At 30.8% G+C, this 14,508-nt stretch carries 13 protein-coding genes; 1 reads left to right on the forward strand and 12 read right to left on the reverse strand.

Annotated features, from left to right (window positions below; genetic code table 11):
• Nucleotides 1–83: 83 nt before the first annotated feature.
• From Q4548_RS11940 to uvrA, 12 genes are all read right to left on the reverse strand, one after another.
• Complete coding sequence (locus Q4548_RS11940) at nt 84–854, reverse strand: hypothetical protein (RefSeq protein WP_303455342.1); 771 nt, start codon at nt 852–854, stop codon at nt 84–86.
• Nucleotides 855–1,181: 327 nt separating this feature from the next.
• Nucleotides 1,182–2,633 carry a chlorophyllase/cutinase-like alpha/beta fold protein gene (locus tag Q4548_RS11945; protein ID WP_303455344.1) on the reverse strand — a complete coding sequence of 484 codons (1,452 nt, stop codon included), beginning with the start codon at nt 2,631–2,633 and terminating at the stop codon, nt 1,182–1,184.
• Between the two features lie 90 nt (nt 2,634–2,723).
• On the reverse strand, nt 2,724–3,266 hold the full coding sequence (locus tag Q4548_RS11950; RefSeq protein WP_303455346.1) for a hypothetical protein: 543 nt from the start codon (nt 3,264–3,266) through the stop codon (nt 2,724–2,726).
• A gap of 103 nt (nt 3,267–3,369) precedes the next feature.
• The gene (locus Q4548_RS11955) at nt 3,370–4,014 is read right to left on the reverse strand and encodes a hypothetical protein (RefSeq protein ID WP_303455348.1); all 645 of its coding nucleotides are present in this window, start codon (nt 4,012–4,014) and stop codon (nt 3,370–3,372) included.
• A gap of 194 nt (nt 4,015–4,208) precedes the next feature.
• Nucleotides 4,209–4,502, reverse strand: a complete 294-nt coding sequence (locus Q4548_RS17185) for a hypothetical protein (RefSeq protein WP_336622739.1) — start codon at nt 4,500–4,502, stop codon at nt 4,209–4,211.
• Nucleotides 4,503–4,728: 226 nt separating this feature from the next.
• The gene (locus Q4548_RS17190; RefSeq protein ID WP_336622740.1) at nt 4,729–4,962 is read right to left on the reverse strand and encodes a hypothetical protein; all 234 of its coding nucleotides are present in this window, start codon (nt 4,960–4,962) and stop codon (nt 4,729–4,731) included.
• Between the two features lie 69 nt (nt 4,963–5,031).
• Nucleotides 5,032–6,999 carry a transglutaminase domain-containing protein gene (locus tag Q4548_RS11965; RefSeq protein WP_303455350.1) on the reverse strand — a complete coding sequence of 656 codons (1,968 nt, stop codon included), beginning with the start codon at nt 6,997–6,999 and terminating at the stop codon, nt 5,032–5,034.
• Nucleotides 7,000–7,098: 99 nt separating this feature from the next.
• The gene (locus Q4548_RS11970; RefSeq protein ID WP_303455352.1) at nt 7,099–7,668 is read right to left on the reverse strand and encodes a VIT1/CCC1 transporter family protein; all 570 of its coding nucleotides are present in this window, start codon (nt 7,666–7,668) and stop codon (nt 7,099–7,101) included.
• A gap of 80 nt (nt 7,669–7,748) precedes the next feature.
• Nucleotides 7,749–8,903: a DUF3095 family protein gene (locus Q4548_RS11975; protein ID WP_303455354.1), complete on the reverse strand. Its 1,155-nt coding sequence runs from the start codon at nt 8,901–8,903 to the stop codon at nt 7,749–7,751.
• Nucleotides 8,904–8,934: 31 nt separating this feature from the next.
• On the reverse strand, nt 8,935–9,300 hold the full coding sequence (locus Q4548_RS11980; RefSeq protein WP_303455356.1) for a glyoxalase: 366 nt from the start codon (nt 9,298–9,300) through the stop codon (nt 8,935–8,937).
• Between the two features lie 5 nt (nt 9,301–9,305).
• Complete coding sequence (locus Q4548_RS11985; protein WP_303455358.1) at nt 9,306–10,223, reverse strand: glutaminase; 918 nt, start codon at nt 10,221–10,223, stop codon at nt 9,306–9,308.
• Nucleotides 10,224–10,226: 3 nt separating this feature from the next.
• Nucleotides 10,227–13,013, reverse strand: a complete 2,787-nt coding sequence (gene uvrA, locus Q4548_RS11990; protein ID WP_303455360.1) for an excinuclease ABC subunit UvrA — start codon at nt 13,011–13,013, stop codon at nt 10,227–10,229.
• Nucleotides 13,014–13,189: 176 nt separating this feature from the next.
• On the opposite strand from uvrA, the gene Q4548_RS11995 reads away from it, so the two are divergent.
• A complete protein-coding gene (locus Q4548_RS11995) occupies nt 13,190–14,377 on the forward strand; it encodes a beta-agarase (protein WP_303455362.1) in 1,188 nt (395 codons plus the stop codon).
• Nucleotides 14,378–14,508: the final 131 nt, after the last annotated feature.

The raw sequence follows: 14,508 nt of genomic DNA on the forward strand, positions 1-14,508 counted from the left end.
TATGATGATGGGTATAGAAGTGTTTTGGTAAGAAATTAATAAGTTTTTACTTGTTTTTTACCACAGTACTTTGTTGGCTGTAGTTATTTTTTTAAATATCCGAATTTTATAAAATCAGCTTCGTTTTCCATAAAAATATCAAACTCTAATTCTTCTGAAAATAATTCTTCTATTTTTAATATTAAGTTTTCTTTATTTTGTAGGTTATTAAGTGTTATGATTAATGATCTTTTGATTATCAATGAATTTAAAAGAAGAATATATGATTTTGCTAACCGATAATCCATTTCAGGATTAAAATCATTAAGAGTGATTTTTGTATTAACATTCAAATAAGGATAATATTCCAAAAGTTCCTTTTTAGGATAAAAACGATTATGTTTTATAGAGTTAGTAATTAACCTTAATCGATTTCTCGTTATAAATATTTTTTTATTTTGATGAATATCAATACCTAACTTATATAAATCTTTAAAGTTAGTATTATTAAATTGCTGTAGAATTTCAATTTCATAATTTTCAATTTTATGATAAATACCTACATAAAACAATAAAGATATTTCATCTATTAAGTTATGTTTTCGGTTTTCTGGATGTTCAATTTCAGCTTTTAAAATTTCTAATTTAGAAAACAATTTAGAGTTCTTTAACTTTTCATTGTATTTAAACTCAGCTATGTTAAATATTTTTTCAATATATATTTCCTTGAACAATTCTATGTCTGAAATTATTGAGTTTGCATGAATATTTAAACAAAATAAATCTTCAATGTTTTTTGAAATGGACTCAGCTACTTTTTTATCATATTTTTGATTAATTAATTCAATAAACTCATTTTCATCTTTTTTTTTCATGTTGTTTCGAATATGATATATTATTGAATAGAGCTTCGTTATTTTTTATTACAGCCAACATAGGATAACAATCCCTCAAAAAAAGAAATAAGTTATCAATGTGCAATTTTTTCATAAAAGTACTTTTTTAATAGTATTGTTTCTACGCATACTTTTCCACAAAAGACAAAAGTTCTTAACAAATGCTAGATGCAAAACACCTCTCATTGGTATTTATAATGAGAGGTATTTAATTTACTGTTTGTAAAAACCAATTTTTAGGAACAGCCTATAGGAATAGATATCTTAGAAAAAGCCCTAAAAACAAGCTTAAGGTTGGTTGGGATTTTAGTCCGTTTTGGTTTTTTGTGTTATTTTAAGTCCCGTATATTTAGTAGTTAAGTTTAGTAAATTAGAAGGCTTGTTTTGTAAATACGTATCAAAAAATTGCAATACTGTTTCTGTAGTAAGTTTGTAAGCGTTCTTGGGTTTTATGGTTCCTGCTTCATTAATCAATGGCAAACGAACCATTAAGGGAATGTCCATAAAATTTGAATGCCCTGAGTTTAAAATTTTGACATGATAAAAATCAGAAGAACTCCCATTGCGGTAGGCATGTTGGTTTAAGTTTGGGTGAGAGGCATCCCATTCAGATGTTATTAGAGCAAATGGTTTTGTTAGCATTGTGTCAATCATTTTTCCCCACTGCATTCCATCTATGTTTATTCCCGCTACAATTCTATCATCATCAAGCAGTGCCTGAGCAGTCCCAGCACCTCCTTGTGAATGTCCGAATACTCCAATTTTTGAGGTGTCAATATGTTGCGTTAAAAAAGTAGTTGTGTTCCATTTTTTCAATTCATCTACAACCAAAGAAATATCTTTGCTAAATCGGTTGGTTACTTCGGCACCATAATAATTTAGAATAAGATGATGTACGGTTTTTAATTGGTCCTTAGGTGTTTTTGCATTCTTGTAGTTTTGCATGGCATTCCAAACCATTGTTGCCATTTCTTGGTTGTTGTGCTTTTTATCGTATTCTGTACCAAACAGTTTTATGTCTCCATCAGGAAACAGCGTTCCTGTGCTTTCATAAGTGTGATTTATATTTAGTACAATATAACCATGACTCACAATTTCTTCTATCAAAGCATAATAACCAGAGGCGTTAGCGTAGCTACCGTGCGAAAAAATTAAGACAGGAAATTTACCTTTAGCCACAGAAGGACTTGTATAGGTATGTGTTTTTACATGATCTAAATAATTTAAGCTAGTTTTAGGCAATCCATATTTTACAGCAAAACTAATTCTGTCACCATCATTTAAATAAGGTTCTGGTTTTTCATGCTCAAGATTGGCAGGATACCATGCTTTTATCATTAATTCTCTTTTGTCTCCTGTTTCCAAAGTCATTATCTCGTCTAGGTTTGTTTTTAAATGAATGTATTGTGAGCCAATACTATAGTTTCCACTAGGTGTAGGTAAATTAAAAACAGGTAAAATAGAAGGCAATGCCCAAGCAATGCATAATAGAAAGATAAAAGTTAGTCCGCTTGATATTTTTCTAAGCCAACCACCGCTAAAGAATGAATATTCTTTGTTAAAACACCATGTTAAAATTAGAATTATAAAATAGGAAGGAAGCATTTGCCATCTGAATCCTTCAAAAATAAAATGTAGAAGAATAAGGATTCCAATAATTAGTAAAGGAATTTTTTTGTTTAGTTGCTTTCTTTTTAATGAAATGTAAAAAGGATAAATTGTGCTAATAACTAGCAAAAGGATTTCAAAAAGTCTCATGATTGTTTATTTTCTGACAAATAAAGAACTCATTGTTCCAGATTCAAAAAATATACGATAGACAAACGATGGACACGGATGTTATTGCTACTATTTAATGTTTAAAAGCGTTGTGAAAATATCATCTTTAGGAGTAAGGTCTAATTTTTTTCTAAGTCTATATCTAGCTTTATTCACACTGTCTTGTGTTATGTTTAATAATTGTGCTATTTCTTTAGAGCTTAAATTGAGCCTTAGTAGGGCACATAATTTTAATTCGTTTGCAGAAATGTTTGGACATATGTTTTTTAAAGCATGACTAAAATTTGGGTGAATTTTTTCAAAGTTTGAATAAAAAGGAACAAGGTCAGCAGTGTTAGAATCAGATTGTGTGATTTGGTGTAAATAATCACTGATGTCTGTTTTTAGTTTTTGAATTTTTTTCTCTTGAATAGATAATTTGAGTTCGTTTTTTCTTCTTTCTAATTGATTGTATTTTAAATTCTTTCTATGATGTCTAGTTTTTATTCTATTTGCCTGTCTTATTCGTATGTAAAAAGGAATAGAAATGTATAAGGCAATACACAAGGCTAGTGCAGATATAAAAAAAGTGCAGATAACAAACCAAGTATCAGTATCAACTCTAAAATTCATTAAACAAGTATTAATATGGATGTGTAGTGGTAACTCTGTAAATTTACACAAAACTATGAAGAACTAGAACATGTGATGAATTTGTAGGTGCTGACTAATGTCTTTATTTTTTTAATTGTACAGGTGAAGATTGATGTTTGAAAACTTCTCCGTTGTTTAGTTTGTATGTAATTTCAAATATGTGCTCTCCATCAATAGAAGGAGCTTCCATTATTTTAATGTCAAAGGTTTCACTTGAAATACGTTCTGTATTTGTATCAATATAATTAGAAATTGATTTTAAGTTGTCAACTTCTTGGTTATAGTAATAATTCCAATTAGATATTTTTACAATTTGATTTATAGTATCTCCAGCAGAATAATTTTCGTTGTAATTTTTTGTTGTTGTAATAAATAAAGTATCTACTCCAATTTTACTTCCGTTATACCCTGATCCTTCACAAGAAAGAGCCATAAGACCTCCTGTTGTATTTATAGATTTTCTTTTAGCGATGTATTCTGTTTCAAACCTGTAGCTTAGGATAAATTTATTCCAAAGAACAACTGAGTTTTCATTAATGTTTTTCAATATATCGTATTCATTCTCAGTAATCTCTATATTTTGTGATGAAATTCCATTAATTTTAAAGTGTTCTAAAACAGCAGGGCATTCCCAATTAAATACAGTATCAGAATCATCATTCTGACAGGAAAAGAATAAGTTTCCAAAGAAAAAGAGGGTAAGTAAATAGGAAAATTTCGTTTTCATAATTTCTATATTTACTATATAGATGTTAGTTTAAAAAAAGGTTGCGTATATTTTTAACCAACGTATTTGTGTGAATGGTAGTTGTGTGTTTAGCTAATTAATTTAGAAAAATGAAACGATCATAGGGAAACCTGAAGAATTTTGCGAGTACTCAAAAATTAGCACTACTTTAGAAACCATGTTGGTTAGAGCATTTATTTTTTCCAATTTTTAAGTTGATTTAGGTATAAATAACTTTCTACAAATTTTCTATGTTCCTTACTTGTCATTATTTCAACCAACTCCAATGCAGAAATGTAGCTTGCTAAATTTCCATTAGAAGACAAAAATTTACCATCTCTCACAAAGGTAATCAAACTGTCGTTCTGTACTTTTAAATTTGGATAATCTCTTTGTAATTGTTCACCACCACCAATCCACGTTACAATTTTTATTCCGTTTGCAATTCCAGATTTTCCTATCAATTGGGCTCCAGCACAATTACTCACAGTATATTCAGTTTCTTTTTTTTTCTTTGATAAAACTCACAATTTTGTTGTTGTGAACTTGGGCATACATATCATATGCACTCGGAACGAATAATGCTGTTAGTTTTGGGCAATTCTCATAGGTGAAATCAGGTAAAATTCGGATTCCCTCTTCGGTAGTGATTGGTTTTTCCGTTTCCGAAATCGTAATTACATTAAATAGTTGTTTTCCCTTTTTGCTAGGTTTTTAAAATACATCAGAAGTTGCAATTACTTCACTTTGTAAAACACCATCATACATCAAAAGTCCAATTGTTGGCAATTCCAATTTAAAAGGTTTTAAGTGTTTTGTTAATGTATCCCTTTTATTTTTTGTTTCATTTGTATGTTCTTTCCCAAATTTTTTTTTTGGTTTTTCAGAATTACAACTTGTTAGAATAGTTGTGAAAATTATTGCTGTTAAAATTCTAAATTTTGTCATTACATTCTTTTTTTTGTATAAATGATTTTATTAATTTGAGCAGTCAAATTAAATGTAGCTAAAGAATAACTATTGCTTTTCTAAAAGTACTGGCTGATTAAAATACTTAACAATTTTGTCTAAATAAGTTTTAATTCGGGTGTATTCGCTAGGTACATAAATGCTTTTTTTAAAGCTATAATTCCCTGTGATTTTTAAGAGATTGTCTTTTAAACTAAAATTTATGTGAATGTCTACCAAATCATCATTTGCATGATAAGATTCAGGTAAATAATTTAGTGAGTAGTTTTCAGGAATGGTTAATAAACATTCGTATTGACTATTGCTTAAATATTCAAAATCTACCGGATAATTTCTATCTTGTTGGGTTAGGTAATTTTTAGAAAGAGGTAATTTAAAAAAAGGTTTGAGGATGATTTTATTTTCTAATATTTCTGGAGAGTATTGAGATATAAGATTTACAGCATATGGATTTTTAATTTGCTCATAATTATATGTTTTTACATCTTGAATTTCTCCAATAAAATCCGAATAATACTCTTTTATTTTAGTGTTATCATCTTTAAACTTTTTTCGATAGATATATGATTTATAAATAGTATACTGAATATTAATTTTAGCATCAACATTCAACGTTTCAGGATCTAAATTTAGCATGATAAATTTCTTTTCTAATGAAGAAACCTTGTTTGATAAATCAATCCAAGAGGGGGTTTTGTCTTGGTTCACTAATAAGCCTTTTTCATTCATAGACTTAAAAGGGATTAAGTTATATGGCAGTAATGGTTCTGTGGCATCTGTTAAAAAAGGATAGTCTGTATGAGCCAAAACAATTACGTAGTTACTAGAATTATCAAAAGGATAAGAAATTGGAATTTTACCATGACTTCTAGTACTTAAAACAATGGGTTCAGCCTTGATGCCCGCTTGGTTTAACATAGCAATTAAAAATAAATTAATGTCTGCTGAATTTCCTTCCCTAGTTTCAATAAAATCTTTTGCAGATTGTGAAGTATATTTTGAATTATGACCATTCCATGCATAATTGGATTTAATATATGTTATTATTTGTTCTGCTAAATCTTGTTTGTTTAAGGGAGTGATGTTAAAATTTTCTTCTAGAAGTTCTTTAGCATACCGTTTGCTTTTTTTGATGTATTTACCAAAATGATCGTGGTGTAATAATTCCTTGTTTAAGTTTGGCCAAGTAGATATAATTTCTTGACTACCACCATATGGATAATGAATTTTAGATAATTGAAAATCCATTTTAATAATATAGTCATTCACAGAGGTAATGTAAGATTCATCTTTGAAAGCAGGAATGTCTTTTAAAATATAAGTATGAATATAATCTTTGTAGCGACCATTGTTGCCAAAACTTCTTTCGAAATTAGAAACTTTGGAGTTTTGATAGTCAAATTTTATAATTCCTTGTGCACGCATTACATATTCATAAAAGGGAATCATCCTAACAGAGTATTCACTATAAATGGTTGGAATTTTATCTTGGAAATTCCAGTCAGGCAAATTATAATGAAAAGGAGTCTCAAATTCATATTCATATTCTAGCACAGAACCATCTTGTACATTTGGGAAAATAAATTTTTTCAGATACCATCTATCATTTATTTGTTCATCATAAATATGATCTGGATCTAGTTTGGTTTCAGAATATTGATTGTTGTTATCTAAAGTATATGTAATGGCTCTAATACTACGAATCAACTCTGTTTTACCATAACCATCTACAAAGTAAGGAATGGCAACCTCTAAATGTTTGGTGGCTGTTTTATCAAAAACTTTGATTCGTTTGTGTCTTAAGAATTTAATGTTATAATCTTTATCGACATCATAAAAACTACTAGCTCCTTTATCAAAAAGCACAACAGCATCAGCCAAAGTATCTTTATAGTAAGTCGTCATTTTCATCTCTTCTCTAGAAACTTCTCCAAATTTTATTTCTTTTTTCTGAGCTTGTATTATAGAGATAACAAGCGTTCCCATAATGAATGGAATTCTTTTTAAAATACTCATTTTAAATATTTAGTTAGCTTTTTTGATAAACATACTAAAATATTTAAAAATTAGAAGTGCAATATATCAGTTATGACATTTAAAGTCTAAATAAGTTTATTAAGATAGAATACCTTCTATAAAATCTCCCACATAATAGGAAACAATAGCCGCTAAAATTCCTAATAAAAGTGTTTCTGCTACACCTTTCCAAATAGCTTTGTTGTTGATGTATGATTTTAAAGAGCCCACCAAAACAAAACCAACTCCAGTGCATATAGAGGAGTATAAAAATATATGAGCATCTAAAGTAGGAGAGATGTAATCAGCAACATAAGCCATTAAAGGAAAAATTCCGATAAGCAAAAAAGAAATATAGGTTACTACAGATTTTCCTATGGGATTAAAATTATTTTCTAATTCCTTAATTTCTTCATGTTTTTTAAGATGTTTCAAGGCATTGTCTTTTTCTGTTTTTGCAGACAAATAAGCTCCAATAGACATGGCAAAACCATCGGCTAATAAATTGGCAAATCCTAAAATGATTATGATGGAACTATCTAAGCCAGCACCTACAGAACCTGCTACTACGGCAAAAGTAGTTACGCAACCATCGATGCCTCCATATACAAATTCACCTAAATATTTTTCTGTAAGTTGGTATATGATTCCCTTTTTACTCTTTTTCATATTCGTGTTTAATTTAAGTAATTAAAAACTATAGAAAAGATAAGAGTTTTAAAAAGAAAAAAAGAACTCTAAAGGATGTGTTATAATAGTTTAGATTTAAACATTTTTGCGGCTGCAGTGTAGCCTCCCTCGGTACCATCTACAAAATGATTGTGGTTGTCACTTCGATCTTTTACATAACAAGATAGAATAGAAGCTTTGGTAGTATGAATTCCATAAATTAATTTTTGGTCTTTTTCTAAAGCATCTAAAAAGACAATTAATTTTTGAATGTTTTTATCAGAACCAGAAAAAACGGTGTTTATGGTGCCGTCAATCATTAACGTGTGAGAAAGTTGACTAATTTCTTTGTAAAATTTTTCTCCATTTTTAGAAACCTTTAAATATAAATTTACAAAAACAGTTCCCAACCAATTCATAACAAGATACAACCTGTTAAAACGAGCCAGTTTTATATTCATCTCTTTTTTTATTTTTTGTAAAGTAGTGTCTAAATGTAAATTGGTAGGTGTAATGGGTTTTCTGTTTTCAAAATTTCCAAAAAGAAGATTTAGTTCCTTTAGAATTTCTGCATATACTTTATTTTGCATGTTTTCTACAGGACAATGTGCCAACAAACAAACTATTTTTTGATCTCCTACAGGAGCAGATACTTCTTGCCATCTACATTCCATTCCATCTAAATCTACAGGAGTATTTTGTAGAGAAGTGGCATTTTTTTTAAATGTTTTTTTTACCAAATTTTCTGCATAATTTAACCCCGTACCTAACACAATGGGAATGGTTAATTGTGCTGTTAGTTTGTGTTTTGCAATACGTATAATTTTTCCTTCGTTGTATATTGTATCAATAGCAACAGAACCTACTCTAAGAATTAAATCAGTATTTTTTTTAATATGGATGCTATAATTATTTAATGCTTTTATAATGATTGCTGCCAAATGACTTGGAACGATAAAAGTACTTCCATCACCTCCAAAAAAGTAAGGGATTCTTATTTTTTTATCAATTTTTTCTAGTTCATTTAAAACAACAATAATACTACCAGTGGCAGATAAATTTACGTCATGATGGTTTCCGTTTTGAACGGCAAGGGTTGAGTTTTCTATATCTACGTTGATGACATGCCAATCTTTAGGAACGTTGTAAAACAATTCCTGATGCAACAACAACTCTGATAAATCAATAGATTGTTTTGGGAGTTCCTTATAAAAATTAGCATTGGTTGTAGTCATTGTAAAAAATTAGTTGTAAAAAAGATGTTTACTAATAAGTATCTTGTATTCTTTGAGAAATCATTTGCATGATACGTCTAGAATACTCTCCCATATTGTTTAAATAAATAGCTAATTCCTCTTCTGTAAACATTCCTAGAATCATTCCAACAAATTGGTTTCTTAAATGTTGGTTTCGAGAAGCAGCTGTTTTTAAAAATTCTAATTTCTTTTCAGCCTCAAATTTGGTGATATCAAAATCAGAATGTTCTAAATAATGATCAAACAATGCAATAATAGTATTGTGTTGTAGTTTGATGATAGGTCTCAAAACACCGTTTTGAAATTGTTCTTCAGCAGACATGCTATCATTCACTTTAGCAGAACTAATGATGGGTCTTAGGTCTTTTTTATTCATCCTTTTTAAAATATAGAATTGTTTAATTCACTAGTTAATCTTTCTAAAAAAGCCATTCCTTTGGTAGAATTTCCTTTTTTGTTCAATTTAGGGCTAAAAACTGTTACAGCATACAATCCTGGATGAATGGCTATAATTCCGCCACCAACTCCACTTTTCCCAGGCAATCCAACACGGTAGGCAAATTCTCCTGCTTCATCGTAAAAACCACACAATTGCATAATTGCATTGATACGTCTGTTTCTACTCGGAATTAAAATTTGCTGTTGGGTTAAAGGATGTGTTCCATCATTTGCAAAAAACAAAAAAGCTTTAGATAATTGTTGGCAAGTTATGCTTACAGAACACATCATAAAATACAAATCCATCACTTTGTCAATATCATTATGAATGTTTCCAAAAGATTTCATCAAGTTGATCAACGAATAATTTCTATAGGCTACTGATTTTTCAGAGTGAAAAATATTCAAATCATACTGAATACTAGTGTCTTGGGCTAGTTCTTGAATAAATTTTAAAAAAACTTCCTCTGGATTTTTTAAATGACTTATCAAAATATCAGCAACAACAATGGCTCCAGCATTGATAAATGGATTTCTAGGAATTCCCATTTCTAACTCTAATAAAATCAAAGAGTTAAAAGTATCTCCAGAAGGTTCTACATCTACACGTTTCCACAAGTCTTCTCCTAAAATATTATAAGCCAAAACAAGAGACAATACTTTAGAAATACTTTGAAGAGAAAATGGCGTAGTAGCATCTCCTAAACTAATTTGCATGCCATCTAAACAGCTTAAACTTACCCCAAACAAGTCTTCATCAATGTGAGCCAATTCAGGAATGTAAGTTGCTTTTTGTCCTTTATCTTCAAAATTTTGAAAATCATCAAACAATTGATGCAAGGTCTCTTTAATTTTATCCACTTTTTAGATTTTGTCTTTTAAAAATTGACCTGTATAAGATTCTTTATGTTCCACCAATGCTTCGGGAGTTCCCATAAAGACAACATCTCCACCGTTTTTTCCACCTTCTTTTCCTATGTCAATGATATAATCTGCACATTTGATAAAATCAATATTGTGTTCTATTACAATCAGAGAATGTCCATTGTTTAATAGCGCATCCATAGAAGTCAATAATTTTTTGATGTCATGAAAATGCAATCCTGTGGTAGGTTCGTCAAAAATAAACAAAGTAGGTTCTTGACGGCTACCTTTTACTAAAAACGAAGCCAGTTTGATACGTTGTGCTTCACCACCAGATAGGGTAGAAGAGGATTGTCCTAAAGCCACATAGCCCAAACCAACATCTTGCAAAGGTTGTAGTTTTTTACTTATTTTGGTTTGTCTGGTTTCTTTAAAAAAGGAAACAGCTTCGTCAATTGACAAATTTAAAATGTCATCAATATTTTTATCGTTGAATTTAATTTCTAATACTTCTTTCTGAAATCGTTTTCCGTGACAAGTTTCACAAGGCAAATGTACATCTGCCATGAACTGCATTTCTATGGTTACTTCTCCTTCTCCTTTACAAGTTTCACAACGACCTCCGTCTACATTAAAAGAAAAATGTTTGGGTTGGTAGTTTCGCATTTGAGCCAGTTTTTCATTAGCAAACAAAGCACGAATATCATCATACGCTTTGATGTAGGTTACTGGGTTGGAACGAGAAGATTTCCCAATAGGGTTTTGATCGATAAACTCCACATTTTTAATGACATCAAAATCGCCTTTTACCTCTGTAACTTCACCAATTTTATTTCCTTGTCCAAACAATTTTTTTTGCAAAGTAGGATACACAATGTCTTTAACCAAAGTACTTTTTCCGCTACCCGAAACTCCCGTAATAACCGTTAGAGATTTTAGAGGTAAGGTAACGTTGATGTTTTTTAAGTTATTTTCTCTAGCTCCAATAACTTCTATTTTGTAGTTGCTTTTTCTACGTTTTTTAGGTACTTCAATAGCATCTTTTCCGCTCAAATAATTGGCTGTATGTGTGTTTTGTAAAAGCAATTCCTCATACGTACCTTCTGCAACCAATTCTCCACCAAAAACACCAGCATCAGGACCAATATCAATAATATAATCCGCTTGTTTCATTATGTCTTCATCGTGTTCTACCACTATTACGGTATTTCCTAAATCGCGTAAATTTTTAAGAACTTCAATTAGTTTTAGACTGTCTTTTGGGTGCAAACCAATACTAGGTTCGTCCAAAATATACATAGAACCCACCAAACTACTCCCCAAAGATGTAGCAAGATTAATTCGCTGACTTTCTCCACCAGATAAGGTGTTAGAAGCACGATTCAAGGTCAAATACCCTAGGCCAACTTTGTCTAAAAAGCCCAATCTATTGTTGATCTCTACCAACAATCTTTTGGCAATAGCTTCATCGTATTTGTTTACTTTTAATTGTTTCATAAATAGTGTCAACTCATCAATAGGTAAATGTACTAGTTGATTGATGGTTTTATCACCCACAAAAACATTATTGGTTTCGGGTCTTAAACGAGTTCCTTTGCAAGTACCACATTTTGTTTTTCCTCGGTAACGAGACAGCATAACACGGAACTGAATTTTATAGCTTTTGGTTTCTAAATAGTTGAAAAAATCATGAATCCCTTTAAAAGAGGTCGTTCCATTCCAAACCATGCTTTTTTGTTGTTCGGTCAATTCAAACCAAGGTTTATGAACAGGAATATCGTATTCAAATGCATGATTGATTAGAGCATTTTTATAATCGGAACTGCTTTCTCCTTTCCATGGAGCAATACAATCTTCATAAATAGAAAGAGAGGTGTTTGGAATGACCAATTCTTCATCCACACCAATTACATTCCCATATCCCTCACAAGTAGGACAAGCTCCGTAGGGATTGTTAAAACTAAAAAAATGTGTGTTGGGTTCGTAAAATGTCATGCCGTCTAATTCAAACTTATTGCTGAATTCACGAGTAGAGTTGTCAGATAAGTTTTCTAACATGCAAATCCCTTTTCCTTCGTAAAAAGCGGTTTGAATAGAATCTGCCAATCTATTGTAGTAATCTTCATCCTCTTTTACCACAATTCTATCAATTACTAAATTTAGTTTGGTTTTAGCAGTAATCTCTTTGGCACTTACATCTTCAATTCTAAGGGTATGGTCATCCACTTTAATTCTAGCATACCCTTGTTGCACTAAAATTTGTAAAGCTTTTTCTGCATCTCTATCTCCTAAATGATAAGGAGCTAATAATAATAGTTTGGAACCAACTTCTAAGGTTTTTAAGTGATTCAAAACATCGGAAACTGTTTCTTTTTTAACTTGATTTCCAGAAAGTGGAGAGATGGTTCTACCAATTCGAGCGTACAATAATTTTAGGTAGTCGTATATTTCTGTAGTTGTTCCTACGGTAGAACGGGGGTTGGATGAGTTTACTTTTTGTTCTATAGCTATGGCCGGAGCAATTCCTTTAATGTAATCTACCTTAGGCTTGTTCAGCTTTCCTAAAAACTGACGAGCGTACGAAGACAAACTTTCTACATACCTGCGTTGCCCTTCTGCGTACAATGTATCAAAAGCCAAACTAGATTTACCAGAACCCGAAAGTCCTGTAATTACAACCAATTTGTTTCTAGGAATGGCTACATCTATATCTTTTAGATTGTGTAGGCCTGCACCTTTAATGATGATGTATTCTTTTGGGGATAATGTTTCTAATGTCTGATTCATGTCTAGTTCTCTTGCTGTGTAAAAATAAAATATTTGTTTCCATAAAAGCGTTTGTTGATGGAATTAATATTGTTGATGAATGATTTGTTCTTGTTTTCGGGTAATCTGTTCCCATAAAACATTGCTACGATGTTTATTTTTGACTTAGTATAAAAAACGAACAAAGATAAAAGTAAATGAAAATAAGTAGATTCGGAATTTTAATAGCAAGCATGGCTATAATGTCTTGCGGAAGCAACAAACAAAACACAAAAAGCAAAGATTTAAATACAATTGTATCTTTACCTTCTACAAAAGAAATTGCATTACTACCGTTGCCAAAACAGTTAGAAAATGAAGGGGAATGGATATTTCAAACAGATGTTTCAGATGATTTTAATTATACCTATCAACCAACAAATTCTTTGACCACTTTTGGACAAAACAAATGGAGAAATTTTTACCATGCTGCTTGGGATGGACCTGGAGTTACGTATTGGAAATACAATAAAGTCTCTGTAGATGGAAGTGATTTGATTATTAAAACAGATCGATGGAGTTCAGAAAATGAGGCTCATCCAGTGTCAAGAACTCCTAACAAAATGAAAATGCCAAATAGTGGAATTAGTACAGGGTGTATTACGTCTACCAAAACGGTGCGTTACCCTGTATTTATAGAATCTAAAGTAAGTGTAACCAATTTGGCCTTGGCTTCGGATGTATGGTTGTTGAGTCCTGATGCTACCCAAGAAATTGATATTATAGAATGTTATGGAGGAAAAGATCCTGGCAATGCTTTTTTCGCAAAATCAATTCATGTAAGCATTCATTCTTTTATTAGAAAACCATTTACAGATTACCAACCTAGAGACAAAGGAGCTTGGTTGAAAAAAGAAGGTGTAGAGAGCTGGGGAGATTATTGTGCTGCAAATGGAGAAAGAAAATACGTAAACATGGGAGTCTATTGGAAAAGTCCAGTGCATTTTGAACATTATATGGATGGTGAATTGGTCAGAGTTTTGTACAACAAAGCTGTTGCAACCAAAATAAACGGTGTTTGGGAATATGGATATCCTACCATGACTAATGGAAAGTTGGATGTTTCTTATGGAAAACAAAAAATCACCAACATTGGAACGTCAAAAGTTTATAATTTTAAAATGTTAGAAAAAGCAAATAGTATTTCTACCGTAAGTATTGTAGATCCTTATGAATACCAAGGAGGGAAAGGTTTTACCAAAGCAATGGATATCATTATCAATGTAGAGGCTCAAGATTGGCATGCAAAAGCAGGAAGAATGCCAAGAGATATTGATTTGAACGATCCAAATAAAAACAATGCAATGAAAGTGGATTGGATTCGCGTATTCAAACCTAAAAAGTAGTATTTAAAATTTTTAAAGAAAACCCATTCAAATTATTCTGAATGGGTTTTTTGTTTGTGGTATGTTTTTTGTGTTTTTAATAGGGTAATCTTAAAATATATACGTCATACATAAAATTACTCCACGTAAAA

The sequence above is a fragment of the Wenyingzhuangia sp. 2_MG-2023 genome, from assembly GCF_030548295.1.
Lineage (GTDB): Bacteria > Bacteroidota > Bacteroidia > Flavobacteriales > Flavobacteriaceae > Wenyingzhuangia.

Coding starts and splice junctions, on each gene's coding strand:
- Q4548_RS11940 (WP_303455342.1), bottom strand. CDS start 854: ATGAAAAAAAAAGATGAAAATGAGTTTATTGAATTAATTAATCAAAAA.
- Q4548_RS11945 (WP_303455344.1), bottom strand. CDS start 2,633: ATGAGACTTTTTGAAATCCTTTTGCTAGTTATTAGCACAATTTATCCT.
- Q4548_RS11950 (WP_303455346.1), bottom strand. CDS start 3,266: ATGAATTTTAGAGTTGATACTGATACTTGGTTTGTTATCTGCACTTTT.
- Q4548_RS11955 (WP_303455348.1), bottom strand. CDS start 4,014: ATGAAAACGAAATTTTCCTATTTACTTACCCTCTTTTTCTTTGGAAAC.
- Q4548_RS17190 (WP_336622740.1), bottom strand. CDS start 4,962: ATGACAAAATTTAGAATTTTAACAGCAATAATTTTCACAACTATTCTA.
- Q4548_RS11965 (WP_303455350.1), bottom strand. CDS start 6,999: ATGAGTATTTTAAAAAGAATTCCATTCATTATGGGAACGCTTGTTATC.
- Q4548_RS11970 (WP_303455352.1), bottom strand. CDS start 7,668: ATGAAAAAGAGTAAAAAGGGAATCATATACCAACTTACAGAAAAATAT.
- Q4548_RS11975 (WP_303455354.1), bottom strand. CDS start 8,903: ATGACTACAACCAATGCTAATTTTTATAAGGAACTCCCAAAACAATCT.
- Q4548_RS11980 (WP_303455356.1), bottom strand. CDS start 9,300: ATGAATAAAAAAGACCTAAGACCCATCATTAGTTCTGCTAAAGTGAAT.
- uvrA (WP_303455360.1), bottom strand. CDS start 13,013: ATGAATCAGACATTAGAAACATTATCCCCAAAAGAATACATCATCATT.
- Q4548_RS11995 (WP_303455362.1), top strand. CDS start 13,190: ATGAAAATAAGTAGATTCGGAATTTTAATAGCAAGCATGGCTATAATG.